The organism is Pseudomonas sp. 39004 (assembly GCF_028682155.1).
In the GTDB taxonomy this organism is placed as follows: Bacteria; Pseudomonadota; Gammaproteobacteria; order Pseudomonadales; family Pseudomonadaceae; genus Aquipseudomonas; species Aquipseudomonas capeferrum.
In genome coordinates, this window is the sequence record NZ_JANIAG010000125.1 from 1 (window position 1) to 16689 (window position 16689).

Annotated in this window: 14 protein-coding genes and 1 pseudogene; 1 reads left to right on the forward strand and 14 read right to left on the reverse strand. The window is 65.6% G+C overall.

Annotation, left to right across the window (positions count from 1 at the left end):
• From NP534_RS19455 to NP534_RS19495, 9 genes are all read right to left on the reverse strand, one after another.
• A partial coding sequence (locus NP534_RS19455) for an AMP-binding protein (RefSeq protein ID WP_274099773.1) occupies positions 1-730 on the reverse strand: 730 nt, incomplete at its 3' end.
• Positions 731-733: 3 nt separating this feature from the next.
• Complete coding sequence (locus tag NP534_RS19460) at positions 734-1888, reverse strand: acyl-CoA dehydrogenase family protein (RefSeq protein ID WP_274099774.1); 1155 nt, start codon at positions 1886-1888, stop codon at positions 734-736.
• Between the two features lie 13 nt (positions 1889-1901).
• On the reverse strand, positions 1902-3089 hold the full coding sequence (locus tag NP534_RS19465; RefSeq protein ID WP_274099775.1) for an acyl-CoA dehydrogenase family protein: 1188 nt from the start codon (positions 3087-3089) through the stop codon (positions 1902-1904).
• 45 nt (positions 3090-3134) lie between these two features.
• The gene (locus NP534_RS19470) at positions 3135-4304 is read right to left on the reverse strand and encodes an acyl-CoA dehydrogenase family protein (protein WP_186664355.1); all 1170 of its coding nucleotides are present in this window, start codon (positions 4302-4304) and stop codon (positions 3135-3137) included.
• A gap of 11 nt (positions 4305-4315) precedes the next feature.
• Positions 4316-5494, reverse strand: a complete 1179-nt coding sequence (locus NP534_RS19475) for a lipid-transfer protein (protein WP_274099776.1) — start codon at positions 5492-5494, stop codon at positions 4316-4318.
• 18 nt (positions 5495-5512) lie between these two features.
• On the reverse strand, positions 5513-5932 hold the full coding sequence (locus NP534_RS19480; protein ID WP_274099777.1) for a MaoC family dehydratase: 420 nt from the start codon (positions 5930-5932) through the stop codon (positions 5513-5515).
• Positions 5904-7037 carry an acyl-CoA dehydrogenase family protein gene (locus NP534_RS19485; RefSeq protein WP_274099778.1) on the reverse strand — a complete coding sequence of 378 codons (1134 nt, stop codon included), beginning with the start codon at positions 7035-7037 and terminating at the stop codon, positions 5904-5906. The genes NP534_RS19480 and NP534_RS19485 overlap by 29 nt, the downstream gene beginning before the upstream one ends.
• An 8-nt stretch (positions 7038-7045) precedes the next feature.
• Positions 7046-8017 (reverse strand): bifunctional MaoC family dehydratase N-terminal/OB-fold nucleic acid binding domain-containing protein, encoded by a 972-nt coding sequence (locus NP534_RS19490; protein ID WP_274099779.1) that lies wholly within the window; start codon positions 8015-8017, stop codon positions 7046-7048.
• 57 nt (positions 8018-8074) lie between these two features.
• The gene (locus tag NP534_RS19495) at positions 8075-8860 is read right to left on the reverse strand and encodes an SDR family oxidoreductase (protein ID WP_274099780.1); all 786 of its coding nucleotides are present in this window, start codon (positions 8858-8860) and stop codon (positions 8075-8077) included.
• A gap of 148 nt (positions 8861-9008) precedes the next feature.
• Between NP534_RS19495 and NP534_RS19500 the strand changes: the two genes are divergently transcribed.
• Complete coding sequence (locus NP534_RS19500; protein ID WP_274099781.1) at positions 9009-9794, forward strand: enoyl-CoA hydratase; 786 nt, start codon at positions 9009-9011, stop codon at positions 9792-9794.
• Between the two features lie 39 nt (positions 9795-9833).
• Here the strand turns inward: NP534_RS19500 and NP534_RS19505 are convergent, their stop codons facing one another.
• From NP534_RS19505 to NP534_RS19525, 5 genes and pseudogenes are all read right to left on the reverse strand, one after another.
• The gene (locus NP534_RS19505) at positions 9834-11447 is read right to left on the reverse strand and encodes a FadD3 family acyl-CoA ligase (RefSeq protein WP_274099782.1); all 1614 of its coding nucleotides are present in this window, start codon (positions 11445-11447) and stop codon (positions 9834-9836) included.
• A gap of 22 nt (positions 11448-11469) precedes the next feature.
• A complete protein-coding gene (locus tag NP534_RS19510; protein ID WP_274099783.1) occupies positions 11470-12498 on the reverse strand; it encodes a ferredoxin--NADP reductase in 1029 nt (342 codons plus the stop codon).
• Positions 12495-14189 (reverse strand): FAD-binding protein, encoded by a 1695-nt coding sequence (locus NP534_RS19515; protein WP_274099784.1) that lies wholly within the window; start codon positions 14187-14189, stop codon positions 12495-12497. Before NP534_RS19515 ends, NP534_RS19510 begins: the two co-directional genes overlap by 4 nt.
• Before the next feature lie 9 nt (positions 14190-14198).
• Positions 14199-15905: an FAD-dependent oxidoreductase gene (locus NP534_RS19520; RefSeq protein ID WP_274099785.1), complete on the reverse strand. Its 1707-nt coding sequence runs from the start codon at positions 15903-15905 to the stop codon at positions 14199-14201.
• Positions 15906-15972: 67 nt separating this feature from the next.
• Positions 15973-16689 (reverse strand): annotated as a pseudogene (locus NP534_RS19525) (flavin-dependent monooxygenase); the annotation flags it as partial.

The following is a 16689-nucleotide window of genomic DNA, read 5'->3' on the forward strand; positions in this document are numbered from 1 at the left end:
TCCGCTCGGGCGAGCTCATGGCGCAGAACGCGGCCTGAAACTCCAGCGCTGCCAATGCCTGGCAAATGGCCCGGTGACTGGAAAGCACACCTTTGGCGCGGCTGGTGGTACCAGAGGTGTAGAGGATCAGCGCAGGGTCATCCAGGGCGATGGTGATCGCTGGCAAGCTCAGCGCGGGGGCCTCGATCAGCGCCTCGAAACGCTGGCAGTTGGCCGGCAACGGTTGCCCCGGCGGCATGCCGACCACAATACTGAGTAGCCGCTCTTCGAGCAGGTCGCCTGCCAACAGCTGCTGGCGCTGTTCGTCGCACACCAGCACCTGGGCGCCGCTGTCCTGCAGGCCATGGAACAACTCGTCACGCAGCCCCCAGCTGTTGAGCGGTACACACACCGCCCCACAGCGCTGGATGGCGACGAACGCCACCAGCCACGCCGGCTGGTTGCGCATGGCGATGGCTACCCGATCACCTGGGCGCACCGCAAAGCGCTGCACCAGTTGCGCGGCCAGCCGGTCGGCCTGGTCAAAGAACGCGGTGAAGGTCAGGCGCTGCTGCTCCCATACCAGAAACTCACGCTCGCCGTGCGCACGGCCGATATCGATGGCCTCAAGCAGGTTCGCGGCCGCATAGCGAAAATACCGTACCCCACCCTCGGCCGCAGACACCACCTCGTACGGCGAGCCTGGGCCAATCAACTGCTGCCAGGTGGTACGCCACTGTTGCAGGTTCATTGTTCACTTCTCCAAAGACTTGAGGGCGCCATAGCGCGCGCACTGAAAGTCACTGTCACCCAGGCAGGCCTGAGCCACCCGAATGCGCTTGAGGTACAGGCCGACGTCCAGCTCGTCGGTGACGCCGATGCCGCCATGCATCTGCACCGCTTCATTGCTGACCTGCGCCGCGGTTTCACCGGCCTTCCATTTGGCCAGGCTGACCAGGCGGCCACGTTCGCTGGCGCTCAGCGTGCCGTCATCCAGTGCCGACAACCCGGCCATCACCGCGCTGCGGGCCAGCTGCAACTCCACGTACAAGCGTGCCGCCCGGTGCTGCAGGGCCTGGAACGAACCGATCGGCACATCGAACTGCACGCGGGTCTTGAGGTATTCCAGGGTCATGGCAAACAGCTGCTCGGCAGCGCCAAGCATTTCTGCCGCCAGGCACACCCGGCCGCGGTCGAGGGCTTCGTCCAGCGCTGCCCAGGCCGCGCCTGCGCTGCCGAGCAAGGCATCCTCGCAAAGCTGCACGGCATTCAGGCGCAGCCACGCGCAGTTGCGTGAATCGATCAACGACAGCGCATTGGCCTGCAGCCCCGGCGTGTCGGCCGGCACCAGGAACAGACTGACCCCCTGCTCTTCCCCGGCCTGCCCGGCCGTACGGGCCGCCACCAGGTAGGCATCCGCGCCAAGGCCGTCAATCACGAAATACTTCTCGCCATCCAGGCGGTAACCGCCCGGCACGGCCGTCGCCGCCAGTGCGGTGTGGGCCGGGTCGTGCCGCGGCTTTTCATCCAGCGCCAGGGCCAGGCGCCGCTCACCGCTGATCAGCGCCGTCAGCCACGGGTCCTGCTGCGCAGGTGAGCCCGCCAAGTGCAGTAGCGAGCCCCCCAGCACCACGCTGGACAACAACGGCGACGCCGAGAGGTTCTTGCCAATGGCTTCGAAAATCGGCCCCAGGCCCATGCAACCAAAATCCAGCCCACCCAGGGCCTCGGGAAACGGTATGGCAGTCCAACCTAGGCCAACAGCCTCTTGCCACACCTGCCGGTCATACCCCGACGGCTGTGCCAGGTCTCGCAGCTGGCGCTGCGCCGCTACCGGGCTGCGCGCCGCCAGAAACTCATGGGCACTGTCGGCCAACAGGCGTTGCTCATCGCTATACACCAGACTCATGGTCAAACTCCCCTTAGGCGCTTGGCAGGTTCAAGACCCGCTTGGCGATCACATTCAACTGCACTTCCGACGAGCCGCCAGAGATGGTCAAGGCATAGCTGTTGAGCCAGCCGCGAGTAATCGCCAGTTCCTGGGCACTGAACGGCTGATCGGCAACACCCAGCGCGCGATAGCCGAGGGCGTCGAGCAGCACCTCGAACTTGTCGCGCTCCTGCTCGGTATGCACCAGCTTCATGATTGCCATCAGCGCGCTGGTGTCCCTGCCGGCCCGCCCCTCCTCGCCCATGCGCTGCACGGTCAGGTTGTAGGCGTGCTCGTTCATCGCACAGGCCTGGGCACGGGCGCGCAACGCCTGGTCGGCGGGTGCCTGGCTGGCGGGCAGGTATTGCTCGATCAGCGGCAGCAGGTGGAAATGCGTTGGCAGGCTGAACTCGCCGAACTTGGACATGGCCTTGCGCTCGTGCTGCAACAAGCGCTTGCCCAGGTCCCAGCCGCCGTTGAGCGGGCCGATCAGCTGGCTTCGCGGCACCCGGACATTGTCGAAGAACACCTGGCAGAACGCCGACTTGCCGCTGATCAGGTCGATCGGCGCTACGCTCACCCCGGGGCTTGTCATGTCCAGCACGATCAGGCTGATACCCTGGTGCTTCGGCGCCTTGGGGTCGGTGCGCACCAGCGCATACATCCAGTCGGATTTGTCGCCGTAGGAGGTCCAGATCTTGGTGCCATTGATCACGAAGTCATCGCCCTCGGCGATGGCCGAGGTTTTCAGGCTGGCAAGGTCGGAGCCGGCATTGGGTTCGGAAAAGCCCTGGCACCAGCGCACTTCGCCGCGGCACATCGGCGGCAGCAGCGCCTGCTTCTGTGCCTCGCTGGCAAATTCCAGCAGCACCGGGCCGAGCATCCAGATACCCAGGTTGATTTGCGCCGGCCGGCACTTGAGCCTGCGCAGTTCGCTTTCGAGCACGGCGTTGTACTCGGCACTCAGGCCTGCGCCGCCGTACTCGACGGGCCATTGTGGGCAAAACCAACCTTTGTCGCGCATGCGCTCGAACCACACGCGGGCATCGTCGCTCGGGAAGTCCACCTGACGGCCGCCCCAGACGATCTCCCCGTCGGGGGTAGGCGTGCGCAGCGACGCGGGGCAATTGGCCTCCAGCCAGTCACGCGTCGCTTGCCTGAATTGCTCGATTGCGCTCATTCGTTCACCTTGCAGGGACGTTATTGTTATTCATTTGGCGGTGGTTCAACGCTGCGCGCGTGGCATGCCCAGACCAAACTGGGCGATCAACTCGCGCTGGATTTCATTGGTGCCACCGCCAAAGGTCAGGTTCACCGAAGCCCGTACTTCATACTCCAGCTCACCCAGCAGGTAGGCGGCCGCTGAGCCTGCACGGGTCAAGCCACTGGCACCGACGATGGCCGACAACTTGCGCAGGATTTCGATAGCCGACTCCGAGCCATAAACTTTGGTGGTCGACGCGAGCGCGACATCAACCCGGTCGCGCTCAAGGTCGGCGGCGATGCGGAAGTTGATCAGGCGCATGGCCTCAAGCCTGGCATAGCACTCTGCCAGATCACGCCGTACCCAGGCATGGTCGGTGGCACGCTGGCCCTGCTCGTCGGCGCAACGCGCCCACAGGTACACCCGGCTGAACAGGCTGACCACTTTGTCCGACCAGGCGCCCAGGCCCAGGCGCTCGTGATTGAGCTGCGCGGTGATCAGCTTCCAGCCACCGTGCAGCTCGCCCACCAGCATCTCCCGGGGGACCCGTACGTTATCGTAATACGTGGCCGCCGTGGGGTTTCCCGAGGTTGGGATCAGCGTGCTGGAAAAGCCCTCGGCCTGGGTGTCCAGAATCAGGATCGATATGCCCCTGTGGCGCGGCCGTTCGGGGTCGGTACGGGCCGCCAGCCAGATGTAATCGGCCGAGTCGGCGCCGGATGTCCAAAGCTTGCTGCCATTGACCAGAAAACCCTCGGCATCTTCACGCGCGCTGGTTTTCAGCACCGCCAGGTCGCTGCCGGCGCTGGCTTCGGAGTAACCGATGGCAAAGTTGATTTCACCGGCGGCGATACCGGGCAGAAACTTCTCTTTCTGCAGCGCCGAGCCATGGGCCATCAAGGCCGGTCCGACCGTGCTGATGGTCACGAACGGCAGCGGCGCACCGGCAATATTGGCCTCTTCGAAGAATATCAACTGCTCGGTGGCCGCGTAGCCCTGGCCGCCATAGGCTTTTGGCCAGCCTACGGCGAGCCAGCCGTCACGGCCGATCTGCGCGATGGTGCGGCGAAACAGCTCGCCGCCTTCGGTGCCGCGCATCTGCTGGCGCAGTTCGGGGGTCATCAGGTTCTGGAAATAATCCCGAACCTTCAGGCGCAGCGCTCGCTGCTCGGGGGTAAGGTCGACGAACATGGGGGCACTCCTCAAACCGCGCCGAGAATCAGGCCGCTGGTGGGCACGCCGGTACCGGCGGTGACCAGCACGTTTTCTACATCGGCCACCTGGTTCACGGCCGTACCGCGCACCTGGCGTACCGCTTCGGCAATGCCATTCATGCCGTGGATGTAGGCCTCGCCCAACTGGCCGCCATGGGTATTGATCGGCAGCTTGCCACCACGGGCATGGTGGCCGGCGCGGATGAACGCCTTCGCCTCCCCGCGTTCGACAAAGCCGAACTCTTCCAGCTGCGGCAGCACGAAGGGGGTGAAGTGGTCGTAGATGATTGCCGTCTGAAACGCGTCCGGGCCCAGCCCCGACTGGCCGTACAGCGCCTTGGCAACCACGCCCATCTCGGGCAGGCCGGTAATGTCGTCGCGGTAATACGAGGTCATCACTTGCTGGCCAGCACTGATGCCCTGGGCGCCGGCCTTGATGATCACCGGTTTTTGCTTCAGATCACGGGCACGCTCGGCCGAGGTGATGACCATCGCCACCGCCCCATCGGACTCCTGGCAGCAATCGAGCAGGTGCAGGGGCTCGCAGATCCAGCGCGAGGCCTGATGCTCTTCCAGGGTAATCGGCTTGCCGTAGAAGAACGCCTGGGGGTTGCTGGCGGCAAAATCGCGCACGGCCACCGCCACCCGGCCGAAGTCTTCGGAGGTGGCGCCGTAAGTGTGCATGTAGCGTTGCGCGAACATCCCCACCCAAGCCGCCGGGGTATGGAAGCCATGCGGCATGTACCAGCCGTAATTGACGTTCTCGAAGGTCGGCGTCGAGGCGAAGCCATAGTTGCCGGTGCCAAAGCGGTACCAGGAGCGCTCGTTCATCGCCCGGTACACCACCACCACCTTGGCCACACCGGTGGCCACGGCCATCGCCGCGTGCATCACCGGCCCGCATGCCGCACCGCCGCCGTGCGGCACCTGGGAGAAGAACTTGACGTCCTTGCAGCCCAGCAAGCGTGCAATCTCGTACTCGGGCACCTTGTCCACCGAGTAGGAGCTGAAACCCTCCACTTCGCTGGGGTCGATACCCGCGTCCTTGAGCGCGGCCAATGTGGCTTCCATGGCAAGGCGCAGCTCGGTGCGCCCGGAGTGCTTGGAAAACTCGGTCGCGCCCAAGCCGACAATGGCGGCGCGCCCGGAAATCGACGAATGCATCATCTGTGTTGTCCCCGCGAATTAAGGCAGAACCAGCGCGACCGTGCCGGTCACGTGATTGCCCATGGAGTTCTTGCCCCGGAGGGTCACTTCCAGGCTGCGCGTCGCGACATCCTGATGCGTCACTTCACCACTGAAGGTCATGCTGTCCCCGGGGTAGTTCGGTGCCCCCAACTTGATTTTCAGGGCACGAAACTGCACTTCGGGGCCGGTCCACTGCTCGATGAAGCGTTGCACCAGGCCATTGGTGGTGAGGATGTTCATGAAAATATGCGGTGAGCCCAGCGCCCGCGCCGCCTCCAGGTCGTGATGGCCCGGGAAGTAGTCACGGGTGGCAATCGCCCCGCCGGCAATCAGGCCGACGGTGATCGGGATCGTCAGCTCCGGCAGTCGTTCGCCGGGCTGCACGTCGTCAAAGCGCTTGGTGTTCTTCGAGGTCATATTTCCATCCCAAGGTGTCGTTTTCGTTCAGCCAGTCGCCAAGCTGCTCCAGGATCGCCGACGACCCTCCCAAAGCACTGCTCAGGGCGCGGCTCCAGTACAGGAACCGGTGAATCGGGTACGTCAGGTCAACCCCGATGCCGCCATGCACGTGTTGTGCGGTGTGGCCGATACGGTGCCCGGCCTCACACGCCAGGTACGCCGTGGCCAAGGCCTCGCTGGGGGCCGGCAGGCCCGCGTCGAGGCGGTAGCACAGCTGCCAGAGCGCGCTGCGCAGCACCTCCAGCTGCACATGGGTGTCGGCCATGCTCATTTGCACTGCCTGGAAGCTGCCAATGGCGCGGTCGAACTGCTGGCGCTCGCTGATGTAGGCCACCGTGCGGTGCACCTGCTCGGCGCTGACGCCCAGTTGCAATGCGGCCAATGCAGCAATCGCACGCGGCGCCAGCCAACCCAGGGCCGCTTCGGGCAGCACCTGGCTGGCGTTGATGCGCACGCCCTGCAGGTGTAATTCAGCGTGCGCTTCGCCATGGGTCATCACCCCAGGCACCTTGCAGATACCGGCTTGAGCCAGGTCCAGCAACACCAGCCGCGGCTGCCCCAGCACCCGCGCCGGCACCAGCGCTGCCGCCGATTGTTCGGCCAGCGGCAGCGCTGCAACGCGCCCGCTCAGCTGCCAGTCAGGCCCGTCAGCCGTCGCCAGCAGCTCGATACCGCGCACGTTGCTCAGGCCGTCGAGGGTCAGGCTCAGCAAACTGCTGGCCGTCGCCGCTTGCGCTACCCAAGGCGCCAGGGCCGCACCGCCGAATTCAGCCAGGGTGGCCGCCGCCAGCTGATGCCGCCACAGCGGCACCTGCGCCAAGGCACCGCCCTGGGCATCGAGCACCTGGATCAACTCGGTCATGCCCAGGCCACTGCCGCCGGCAGCCTCCGGTATGGCCAGTGCGTGCAGGCCGGTTTCGACACAGCTTGCCCACAGCGCTTGCATGTAGGGCTGCCCCGACAGGTCCCAGTCGCGCAAACACTCGTCGGTGCAGTAATCGCTCATCAGGCTGCCCGCCATTTCGGCAATGGCGCGCTGGTCTTCATTGAGTTCGAAATCCATGCTGCCCCCTACTCTGCCAGTAGCCGGAACAACGGCAACGCCAGGTCGTCGTCGAAGGTCTGGAACTCGACCTGCACACGCTGACCGATGCGCAGGTCTTCACGCGCGACCCCGACCAGGCCGGCGATCAGGCGCACGCCTTCGTCCAGCTCGATCAGACCGATCGGGTTGGGGTGGTCGAACGGCGCCACCTCGGGGTAGTGCATGATCACGAAGGAATACAGCTGCCCCTTGCCGCTGGCCGCCAGGGTGTCCCATTCGAAGCTGTGACAGGCGATACAGACCGGCGCTGGCGGGTGGCGCAAGGTCGAGCACTGGGTACAACGCTGGATCAGCAACTGGCCTTGCTTGCAGCCGTCCCAGAAGTACCGGGTGTCATCGCTGACCCCAGGCTTCGGCCGCTTGGCCAGCACCGGCTCCGCTTGGGCGGGCTTGTCGGGCGTGTGCGCCTGGGCTGGGCGGAACTTGAACACCCGGAACAGCAGTTCGCCGACTTTCTCGTCACCGCTGGCCTGTTGTGCGTAGTAGTCCATGATCAAGGTGACAAAAAAACCGGTGCCCAGGCCGGTGGTTTTCTCATCGCCGACCGATTCCAGGCGCGTGGTGTAGTAGAGCTTCTCGCCCAGGCGCAGGTTGCGCTCGAAGGTCAGCTCGGAGTTCACCGCCACCACCGAGGGGTAGCCATAACGCTCGATCAGGCCGAGCACCTCATAAGGGTTTTCGGCAGTCGAACCTGGGGCATAGTTGTTGATGTGGAAGCCTTCCATGCACCAGATCTGCAGCATGGGCGGCGGTGCGACAATGCCGTCGTTGCAGCTGTTGGCTGCAGCCACAGGGTCGGTGTAGAGCGGGTTGTCCAGGCCGATGACTTCGCACCACTGGCGAATCATCGGCGCGTTGACCTCGTCCCAGGCATTGACACGCCCGTATTGGCGGCCGATCAGGGCGCGCACTTCGGATAGCAATTGTGGATCAGCCAAGTTCGTCTCCTGCGTGTTCTAAGCGGCGCCCGCGACTGCAACGCCGACGTGGGTCGATCAGTGCGGCGCGACCTGCGCCACGCCGAGATAAGCCGGGCGCTCGCCGCCCCCGTGCAGCAACAGGTTGCAACCGCTGGCGTAACCGGCCAGGGGGGATGCGATGTACAAGCAGGCGTTGCCGATGTCTTCGGGCGAGGCCATGCGCCCCGCCGGGATGCCGGCACTGACCGCCGCGATACCGGCATCGTCGCCGTAATGCAGGTGGGCAAGCTCGGTGCGTACCAGGCCCGGGCTGACCGCCACCACGCGCACCTTGGGTGCCCATTCCGCAGCCAGCGACTGCACCAGGGCCAATACACCGGCCTTGGCGGCACCGTAGGCGGCCGTGCCTGGGGATGCGCGCAAGCCGCTGATGCTGCCGATGAAGACGATGCAGCCGCCGTCGGCCTGCGCCTGCATCAACAGGTTGGCCTGCTGGGCAACGTTCAACGGGGCAATCAGGTTGAGGCGGATCACCCCCTCATGAAACCGTGGCGAGGCACTGGCGGCCTCTGCCGACGGGCTGCCGCCGGCGTTGTTGATCAGCACATCCAGGCGCCCGTAGTCCTTGCGCAGGGTGTCGAACAGGCCTTGCAGCGCGGCCAGGTCGCGCACGTCGGCGGCGATGAAATCGGCCTGGGCGTGCCCCACGCGGGGCAGTTGCTCGGGCGCTGTGCGGCCACACACGACCACCTTGGCGCCGGCCGCCAGAAAGCTGCGGGCAATGCCTGCGCCGATGCCTTTGGTACCCCCGGTGACCAACACCACCTTGCCTATGTAATCCAGCCCCGCGTGACTGCTCATGGCGTATTCCTCAGCCTGTATTGAGCTTCACTCTAAGGGCAATGCGCGCCGCCCTCGTCGTCTGAACGGACGATGAAAACCGGGGGCGTGATCGCAACAATCCGCGCAACGGCGCCCGCCCGCTGGCGCCTTCTGCCTGAGGTTGACCATGTCTGACTCACTGACCGCGCCGGTACTGCTGGAGTACCCGGCCCAAGGCGTCGCCCTGGTGCGGCTCAACCGCCCGCACGCCACCAATGCCCTGAGCCTGGCGTTGCAGGCATTGCTGTCGCAGTACTTCAGCGAGCTGGCCAACAACAGCGAGGTGCGCTGTATCGTGTTGACCGGCGGCGACACGGTGTTCGCCGCCGGTGGCGACATCAACAGCCTGGCGGGGGTGGGGCCGATCGACATCTACCAGCGCCATACCGAGCGCGTCTGGGCACCGATCCAGCATTGCCCGAAGCCTGTGATTGCAGCGGTGTGTGGTTATGCCTACGGCGGTGGCTGCGAGCTGGCGATGCTGGCCGACATCATCGTTGCCGGGCGCAGTGCGCGGTTTTGTCAGCCCGAGATTCGCATCGGCATCATGCCCGGCATCGGCGGTACCCAGCGCCTGGTGCGCGCGGTGGGCAAGGTCAAGGCCATGCGCATGGCGCTGACCGGGCAGCCGATCACAGCCGAAGAGGCCTGGGTGGCAGGGCTGGTCAGCGAGGTAGTGGAGGATGACCAGGTGCTGGCGCAGGCGCTGAAGCTGGCCGAGGTGATCGCCGCGATGCCACCCTTGGCGGCCGAGCAGATAAAAGAAGTGATTCTGGCCGGGATGGACGCGCCGCTGGAAGCCGGCCTTGCCCTGGAGCGCAAGGCCAATGCCCTGCTGTTTGCCTCGCGCGACCAGCAAGAAGGCATGCAGGCGTTCATCGAGAAACGCCCGGCACGTTTCGAGGGGCGTTGAAGCCAACGGCAAGGGCGGCGCAACGCCGCCCTTGCCGTTTCAGGCACCCACTGCGTCGCGCAGCTCACCCTTGACCACTTTGTTCGATGCATTGACCGGCAACGCCTGAAAGAAGCGCACATGCCGCGGCACTTTGTAGTTGGCCATGCGCTCCCGCGCCCAGGCGATGAGTGACGGCGCGTCCAGCTGCTGGCCCTGGCGCAGCACCACACAGGCGCAGCCCACCTCCCCCATGCGCTCATCTGCCACGCCGATGACCGCCACCTGGGCAATGGCCGGGTGTTCGATCAGGCCGGCCTCGATCTCTGCCGGGTAACAGTTGAAGCCCCCGACGATGAACATGTCCTTGAGCCGGTCGGTGATCTTCAGGTTGCCATTGGCGTCGAGGTGGCCGATATCACCGGTGTGCAGCCAGCCGTCAGCGTCGATGGCTTGCGCGGTGGCCTCGGGGTCGTTGAAGTAGCCGCGCATCACATGGAAGCCGCGCAGGCAGATCTCCCCCGATTCGCCGGCGGCCACCGGTTCGTTGCGCGCCGAGCGGATGCTCACTTGGGTGTCCTCGATCGCCCGGCCGCTGGTGCCCGCGATCACTTCTGCCGGGTCATCAGGGTTGCAGATGGTGGCCAACCCGCCGCATTCGGTCAGGCCGTAGGCGGTGGTCACCACGGCCACGCCGAGCTCATGGCGCATGCGCTCGATCAGCACCGGCGGTATGGTCGACGAGCCGGTGACGGCAATGCGCAGGCTCGACAGGTCAGTCTGGGCCAGGCGCGGGTGCGCCAGCATCGACAGGTACAGAGTCGGTGGCCCGGGCAGTACGCTGATGCGCTCGGCGGCAATGCGCTGAAACACCGCTTCGGCATCGAACACGGCATGCGGCAGGATGGTGGCGCCGGCCAGCAGGCAGGTCAGCCAGCCGGCCTTGTAGCCAAAAGCATGGAAAAACGGATTGATGATCAGGTAGCGGTCGCCTGGCAGCAGGCCGATGACCTTCACGTACTGGTGAAAGGCGCGCAGGGTTTGCCCATGGGCGCTCATCACGCCCTTGGGTTTGCCGGTGGTACCGGAGGTGAACAACAGGTCGGACAAGTCCCGTGGGCCGACCCCCGCCGCACGCTGGCGCGCCTGCAAGTCACTGACCGCAGCGCCTTTGGCAATGAACGCCGGCCAGTCCAGGTCTATGCCCGCACAGGCCTGCGCTGCCCCCAGCAACACCCGCTGCTGCAGGCTCACGGGGCACAGTGGCTGCAGCATTGCCGGGTAGTCCACACCCAGAAACTGCCCTTGCATCAGCAACACACGGGCCTCGCTGCGCAGCAGGATGTCGGCCGCCTCGGCGCCTTTCATACGCGTGTTGATCGGGACCAGCACCGCGCCGGCGCAATGCACGCCGAGCGCAGCGATCACCCAGTCGCGGCAGTTAGGCGCCCAGATGGCCACGCGGTCACCCGCTTCGATGCCCAGGGCCATCAAGCTGCGGCACACCTGCAGGGCCAGCGCGGGCAGGTCACGGTAATCGGTAACAACACCCTGCTCCTCGATCGCCGCCCGGCCGGCGTAACGCTCGGCACTGGCGAACAGCAGGGCGGGGATCGAGAGGGGCAACGGGTCCCAGGTATTCAGGGTGCTTGGGGAAACGGAACATGCTGTCATGGTCACGGACTCGGCAGTCGGGTTATTCGGGGAAGAGCACGCGCAGATGCTCACTGCGGGCCAGCGACTGGCACGCCAGCGTCCAGCCCTGGTCAATTTCGTGGGGTTCCAGCGCGTCGTTGCGCAGCATCTCGACGGCGCCGCTTTCAACGGTGCACATGCAGGTGGCGCAGGCGCCGACCAGGCACGAACTGGGCGGCCTCAGGCCCGCACGGCGCATGGCATCGAGCAAGGTCTCGCCCTCGGCGCACGGCACCTCGAACTCCTCACCGTCCAGGCGTACCGAAAGCAGGCTGGTGGGGTGCGCAGTGTCGACGGCGACAGGCACGGCAACCGCCCCCTCTTCGGGCAACGAGACAAAACGCTCCACATGCACCTTGGCCGCCGGCATGCCGAGGGCCTGCAGCGCGCTGACCGTCGCATCCATGAACGGCCCGGGCCCACAGATAAAGGCTTCGGCATGGGCAAACGGGCGTGCCAGCTCGGCCAGCTGGCTGGCCGACGGTATGCCTTGCACCGAGTCCAGCCAGTGGATCACCTGCAAGCGCTGCGGGTGGGCGCTGGCCAGCAGCTTGAGCTGTTCGCGAAAGATCACCGAGGCTTCATCGCGGTTGGCATAAACCAGCAAGATCCGCCCGCTACCGGCCAACAACGCCGAGCGCAGGATCGACAGCATCGGCGTTACCCCGCTGCCGGCACCGAACAGCAGCAGGTCGGTGTCCAGCTGCGGCGGCACGAAGACACCGGCCGGGGCCAGCACCTGCAGGCTATCGCCGGCTTGCACGGCATCGCACAGCCAGTTCGAGGCGCGCCCGTCGCGAACCCGCTTGATGGTCACCCGCAGCGGCTCATCAAGCAGTGGGGTGCTGGACAGCGAGTAGCAGCGCGGTAACCAGCCATCACCGCAGGGCACACGCAAGGTCAGAAATTGCCCAGGCCGGTAGCGAAAATGCGCGATTTGCGCTTCAGGTAGTTCGAACTCCAGCGAACGGCTGTCAGCGGTTTCTTCAATCACGCGCGTGACGCGCAGGGTCAGATAATCCAGGCTCATATCAGATGCTCACGGCTGTGGACTGTGCTGCGCGCCACTGCAGCGGCCGCCGCCTGCCCCGCACGCCGTCCGGAAAACACACAATCGGCCAGCGACAAGCCGCTGACGTACAAATGCGAAGGGATACCGATTGCCGTACGGCCCGCCGCGAACAGGCCAGCGATGGCCTGGCCTTGCCCATCAAGCACGGCGCCGTTGTGCTCATCGACCTTGAGGCCGCCGAGGGTCAGCGCGCCCAGCGGAAACAGCGGGTTGCCCACCGAGATGTCGCAGGCATAGAACGGCCCCTTGTCGAGCACTTGCCGGCTTTGCGCAGACTTGCCGAAAGGGTCGCTGGCATCGCCGCGGGCTGCGGCGTTGTAGGTCTGCAGTGCATTGCGCAGCTCATCGCTGCGCATGCCGGTGGCCTGCGCCAGTTGCTCGATGCTCTGGCCCTTGCGCACCTGCAACAGCATCAGCACCAGTGCTGGCAAGCTCTGGAACCACCAGTAACCGGAGAACAGCGCTTGCTTGATGGACTGCTTGCGCAAGCGGGCGTCGAGCACCAGCCATGCCTTGCCCCCCTGCTCTTCGCACAGCGGCTGGCCCAGGGTGGCGCCGTAGACCTCTTCGTTGACGAAGCGCCGGCCCAGGGTGTTGACCACGATGCCCTTGGGCCAGCACAGCGGCGGGTTGATGAAGCGCCAGGCAGAAACCCGCGCCAGGCGATCGGCCACGGCACCGACGCTTAGCCCAAGGCGCAAGCCACTGCCGTCGCAGCCGGTGGCACCCACCTTGAAGTTGCGACGAAACTTCGGCGCATGCTGGCTGATCAGTTCGCGGTTGAAAATGAACCCGCCGGTGCTCAACACCACGCCCCGCCTGGCCCGCACCAGCCGTGGCCTGGCAAAGGTGCGTTCGAGGTGGTGCAGGCGCTTGCGCAACGTGTCGCAGTAGCGCGGTGCGAAGTTTTGCAGACGCTCGGCACGTGCTGCCCATTTGGCGTGCAGCCGCGCCTCTTCGCTGCCAGCAGGCAGGCACCAGAGCTCCGCGCCCAGCACACAGCCGCTGTCATCGACCACCAGGCGCCGGGCCGCAGCCTGCACCTGGGCGCGCACACCCTCGCGCAAACATGCAGCCTTCAGGTGCGAATACAGCACCGCGCCGCACTGCCCCTTGCCCACGGTCCGGTGGCCACGCGGGGCGGGTGGCAAATCACCGCGGTGCGAAGGCACCGTCTCATTGCCGGAGTAATACAGAAAACAGCCATCGGGTGGGTACGAGGTCTTGCCACCGGGCGGCATGCGGTGGTCGTAAGGCGCACCCTGGCGCTCCAGCCACGCCAGGTTGCTGGCGCTGTCCTGGCAAAAGCGCTGCAAGGTGGCGTCCGCCACCACGCCCTGGGTCTCGTGCTTGAGGTAGGCGAACATCGCCTCGGGCGTGTCGTCAAAACCCGCAGCACGCTGCTGGCGAGTGCCACCGCCGGCATAGACTACACCGCCACTCTTGGCGCTGGCGCCGCCGCCGGTGAAGCGGTCGGCGACCAGTACATCAGCGCCCTGGGAGCGCGCTTCAAGGGCTGCGCAGGCACCCGCAGCGCCCCAGCCAATCACCAGCACATCACAGTGCTCATCCCAGCGCAGCGCCTCGGCATCGGCCACCTGCAGCGCGGGTTGGATATCGGTGCAGGTTGATTTGTCAGCAGCAGACATGGCGAATCCTCACGCATGGGCGGCAATGTGCCTGGCCGCGATGTAACCGAAGGTCATGGCCGGGCCGAGCGTGCCGCCGGCGCCGGGGTAGCTGGTGCCCATGACCGACGCCGAGCAGTTGCCAATGGCATACAACCCCGGGATCGCTACGCCGTCCTGGCAAACCACCTGGGCATGCTCGTTGGTCAACAACCCACCCTTGGTGCCGATATCGCCGGCGTCCAGGCGCATGGCGTAATACGGGCCCTTGCTCAGCGGTGCCAGGCACGGGTTGGGTTTGACGTTGCTGTCGCCGTAATAACGGTCGAAGACGTTGCCGCCACGGCCGAATTCGAGGTCGACACCGCTTTGCGCGTAAGCATTCATGCGCGCCACGGTCTCTTGCAGCCCTTGTGCATCGACGCCGATCTGCCCGGCCAGTGCCGCCAGGCTGTCGGCCTTGAAGTACAGGCTGTTGAGCCACTCCTTGCGCAAACGGCTGTCGGGCATCACCTGGGCCGGCATCAACGGGCCCATGGCGTAATTGAAGCGAAAGTGCCCATCGAAGATGACCCAGGCCGGAATGCTCTTGCCGCCGCCCTGGTTGTCGCGGTACATGGCATCGACAAACTCCAGGTATGGCGCGGCCTCGTTGACAAAACGCAGGCCCCGCCCGTTGACCACGATGGCGCCGGGGAAGGCGCGCTCGGCAAACACCCCGCGTGGTTTGTCTTCGCCGGGTACCGCAATGGTCGGTGCCCACCAGGCCCAGTCCATCAAGGCGGTTGCCGCCCCCAGCGCCTGGCCGGCCTGCAAGGCCGCACCGGTGTTGTTGCCCGGTGGCGTGGCGCTCCAGTTGCGTTGGGTGGGTTGCGGCAGGTACTGCTCGCGCAGCGCCTGGTTCTGCTCGAAGCCGCCCGAACCGAAGATCACCGCATGCCGGGCATGCAGTTCGACGACCTGGCCGTCACGGCGTACCTGCACACCACTGACGCGGCCGTTTTCGGTCAACAGCGCTTCAAAGTCGGTGTTCAGCCACAGCGGTACCTGGCGGTCCATCAATGAACGGCGCAGCGAAGCGACCAACGCGCTGCCCAACGCCGCACGGCGGTCACGGCGGCCCTTGCGCCGCCACTTGAAGTCCAGCTTGTAACGCAGCATCAGGCCCACGATCAGCAAGCGCCAACCGAATGAGCGCGACATGACTTTATGGGCATGCCGGGCCGTCCAGGCCACCCGGCCCATGAGCAAGGTCGAAGGCGATGGCTTGCGCAGGTTTTCCAGCTCGTCGCCGAGCAGGCTGGTGTCGAACAACTGCGGGTCGAGGGTGCGGCCGCCTTGCAGTGCGCCGGGCAATTGCGGGTAGTAATCCGGGTACTTCTCGGCCACGGCGTAGCGCACATGGCTGCTCTGCTCCAGGGCATGGATCATCTGCGGCGCGTGTTCAAGGTAGGCGCGCAAGCGCTTCTCGTCGCCGTGTTCACCCGTGGCGGCCTTGAGGTAGCGCAGCGCCAGGTCGACACTGTCGCGGCCGCCCTTGGCGGCAAAGTAGTGGTTGTTGGGGATCCAGATACCGCCGCCGGAAATCGCCGACGTGCCACCAAACTTGTCGCTTTTTTCGACGACCAGTACCGAGAGGCCCTGGTCGGCCGCAAACAGGGCCGACGTCATCGCACCGGCGCCGGAGCCAACGACGATCACGTCATAGTGGGAAGCAGGCTGAGCGTTAGCGTTCATTGTTGTTATGCCTTGGCTGTGTGATCGGATAATCCCGGCGCTGCGGCCAGGGGGCTGCGGGCGCGGCTCACACGTAGGGGTCAGGGTTGGGCAGGCCCAGTTGCACCGCCCCCAGGCTGCGGCTGAAGGCCATGTAGTTGTTGGCAATGTGCCCGCGCGCCTGGTGCAGGTCGCGGAACAGCCTGGCCACCGGGTTGGTGTTGTACAGCCCGGACGCGGCCATGCAGCGCAGCAGCTCGTTGACTTTTTCGGCACAGATATTGGTCACATAGGAGGACTGGTAGCGGTACAGCAGACGGGTTTCGACGTCCGGGTACTCGCCCGCCTCGGCCAGCGCCAGCAGGTGCGCGTAGTTGCGCTCCAGCACCAGGCGCAGGCCATCGACGATGATCGTCGCCTCGGCCACCGTGGTTTGCGCCACCGGGTCGTCGGCCGTGCGCATGCCATGCTTGCCAATGTGTGCGGCGGCGTTGGCACGGAACTCGTTGATGGCCCCTTGCAAGGCGCCGATGGCCGATGACGACACGGCACGGGTAAACACCTGGGCAAAGGGAATGGCGTAGATCGGGTTGGTGTTGACCAGGCGCCCCGGTGTCGCCTCAAGGGTGCAGTTGTTGGTGCGCTGCACGCGGTGCGCCGGCACGAAGGCGTCTTCGACCACGATGTCGTGGCTACCGGTACCGCGCAGGCCCAGGACGTCCCAGTTGTGTTCGATGCGGTAGGCACTGCGCGGGATCAGGAAGGTGCCGTGCTCGGCAGGCTGCTCGCCGCTTGCCGGCAATAT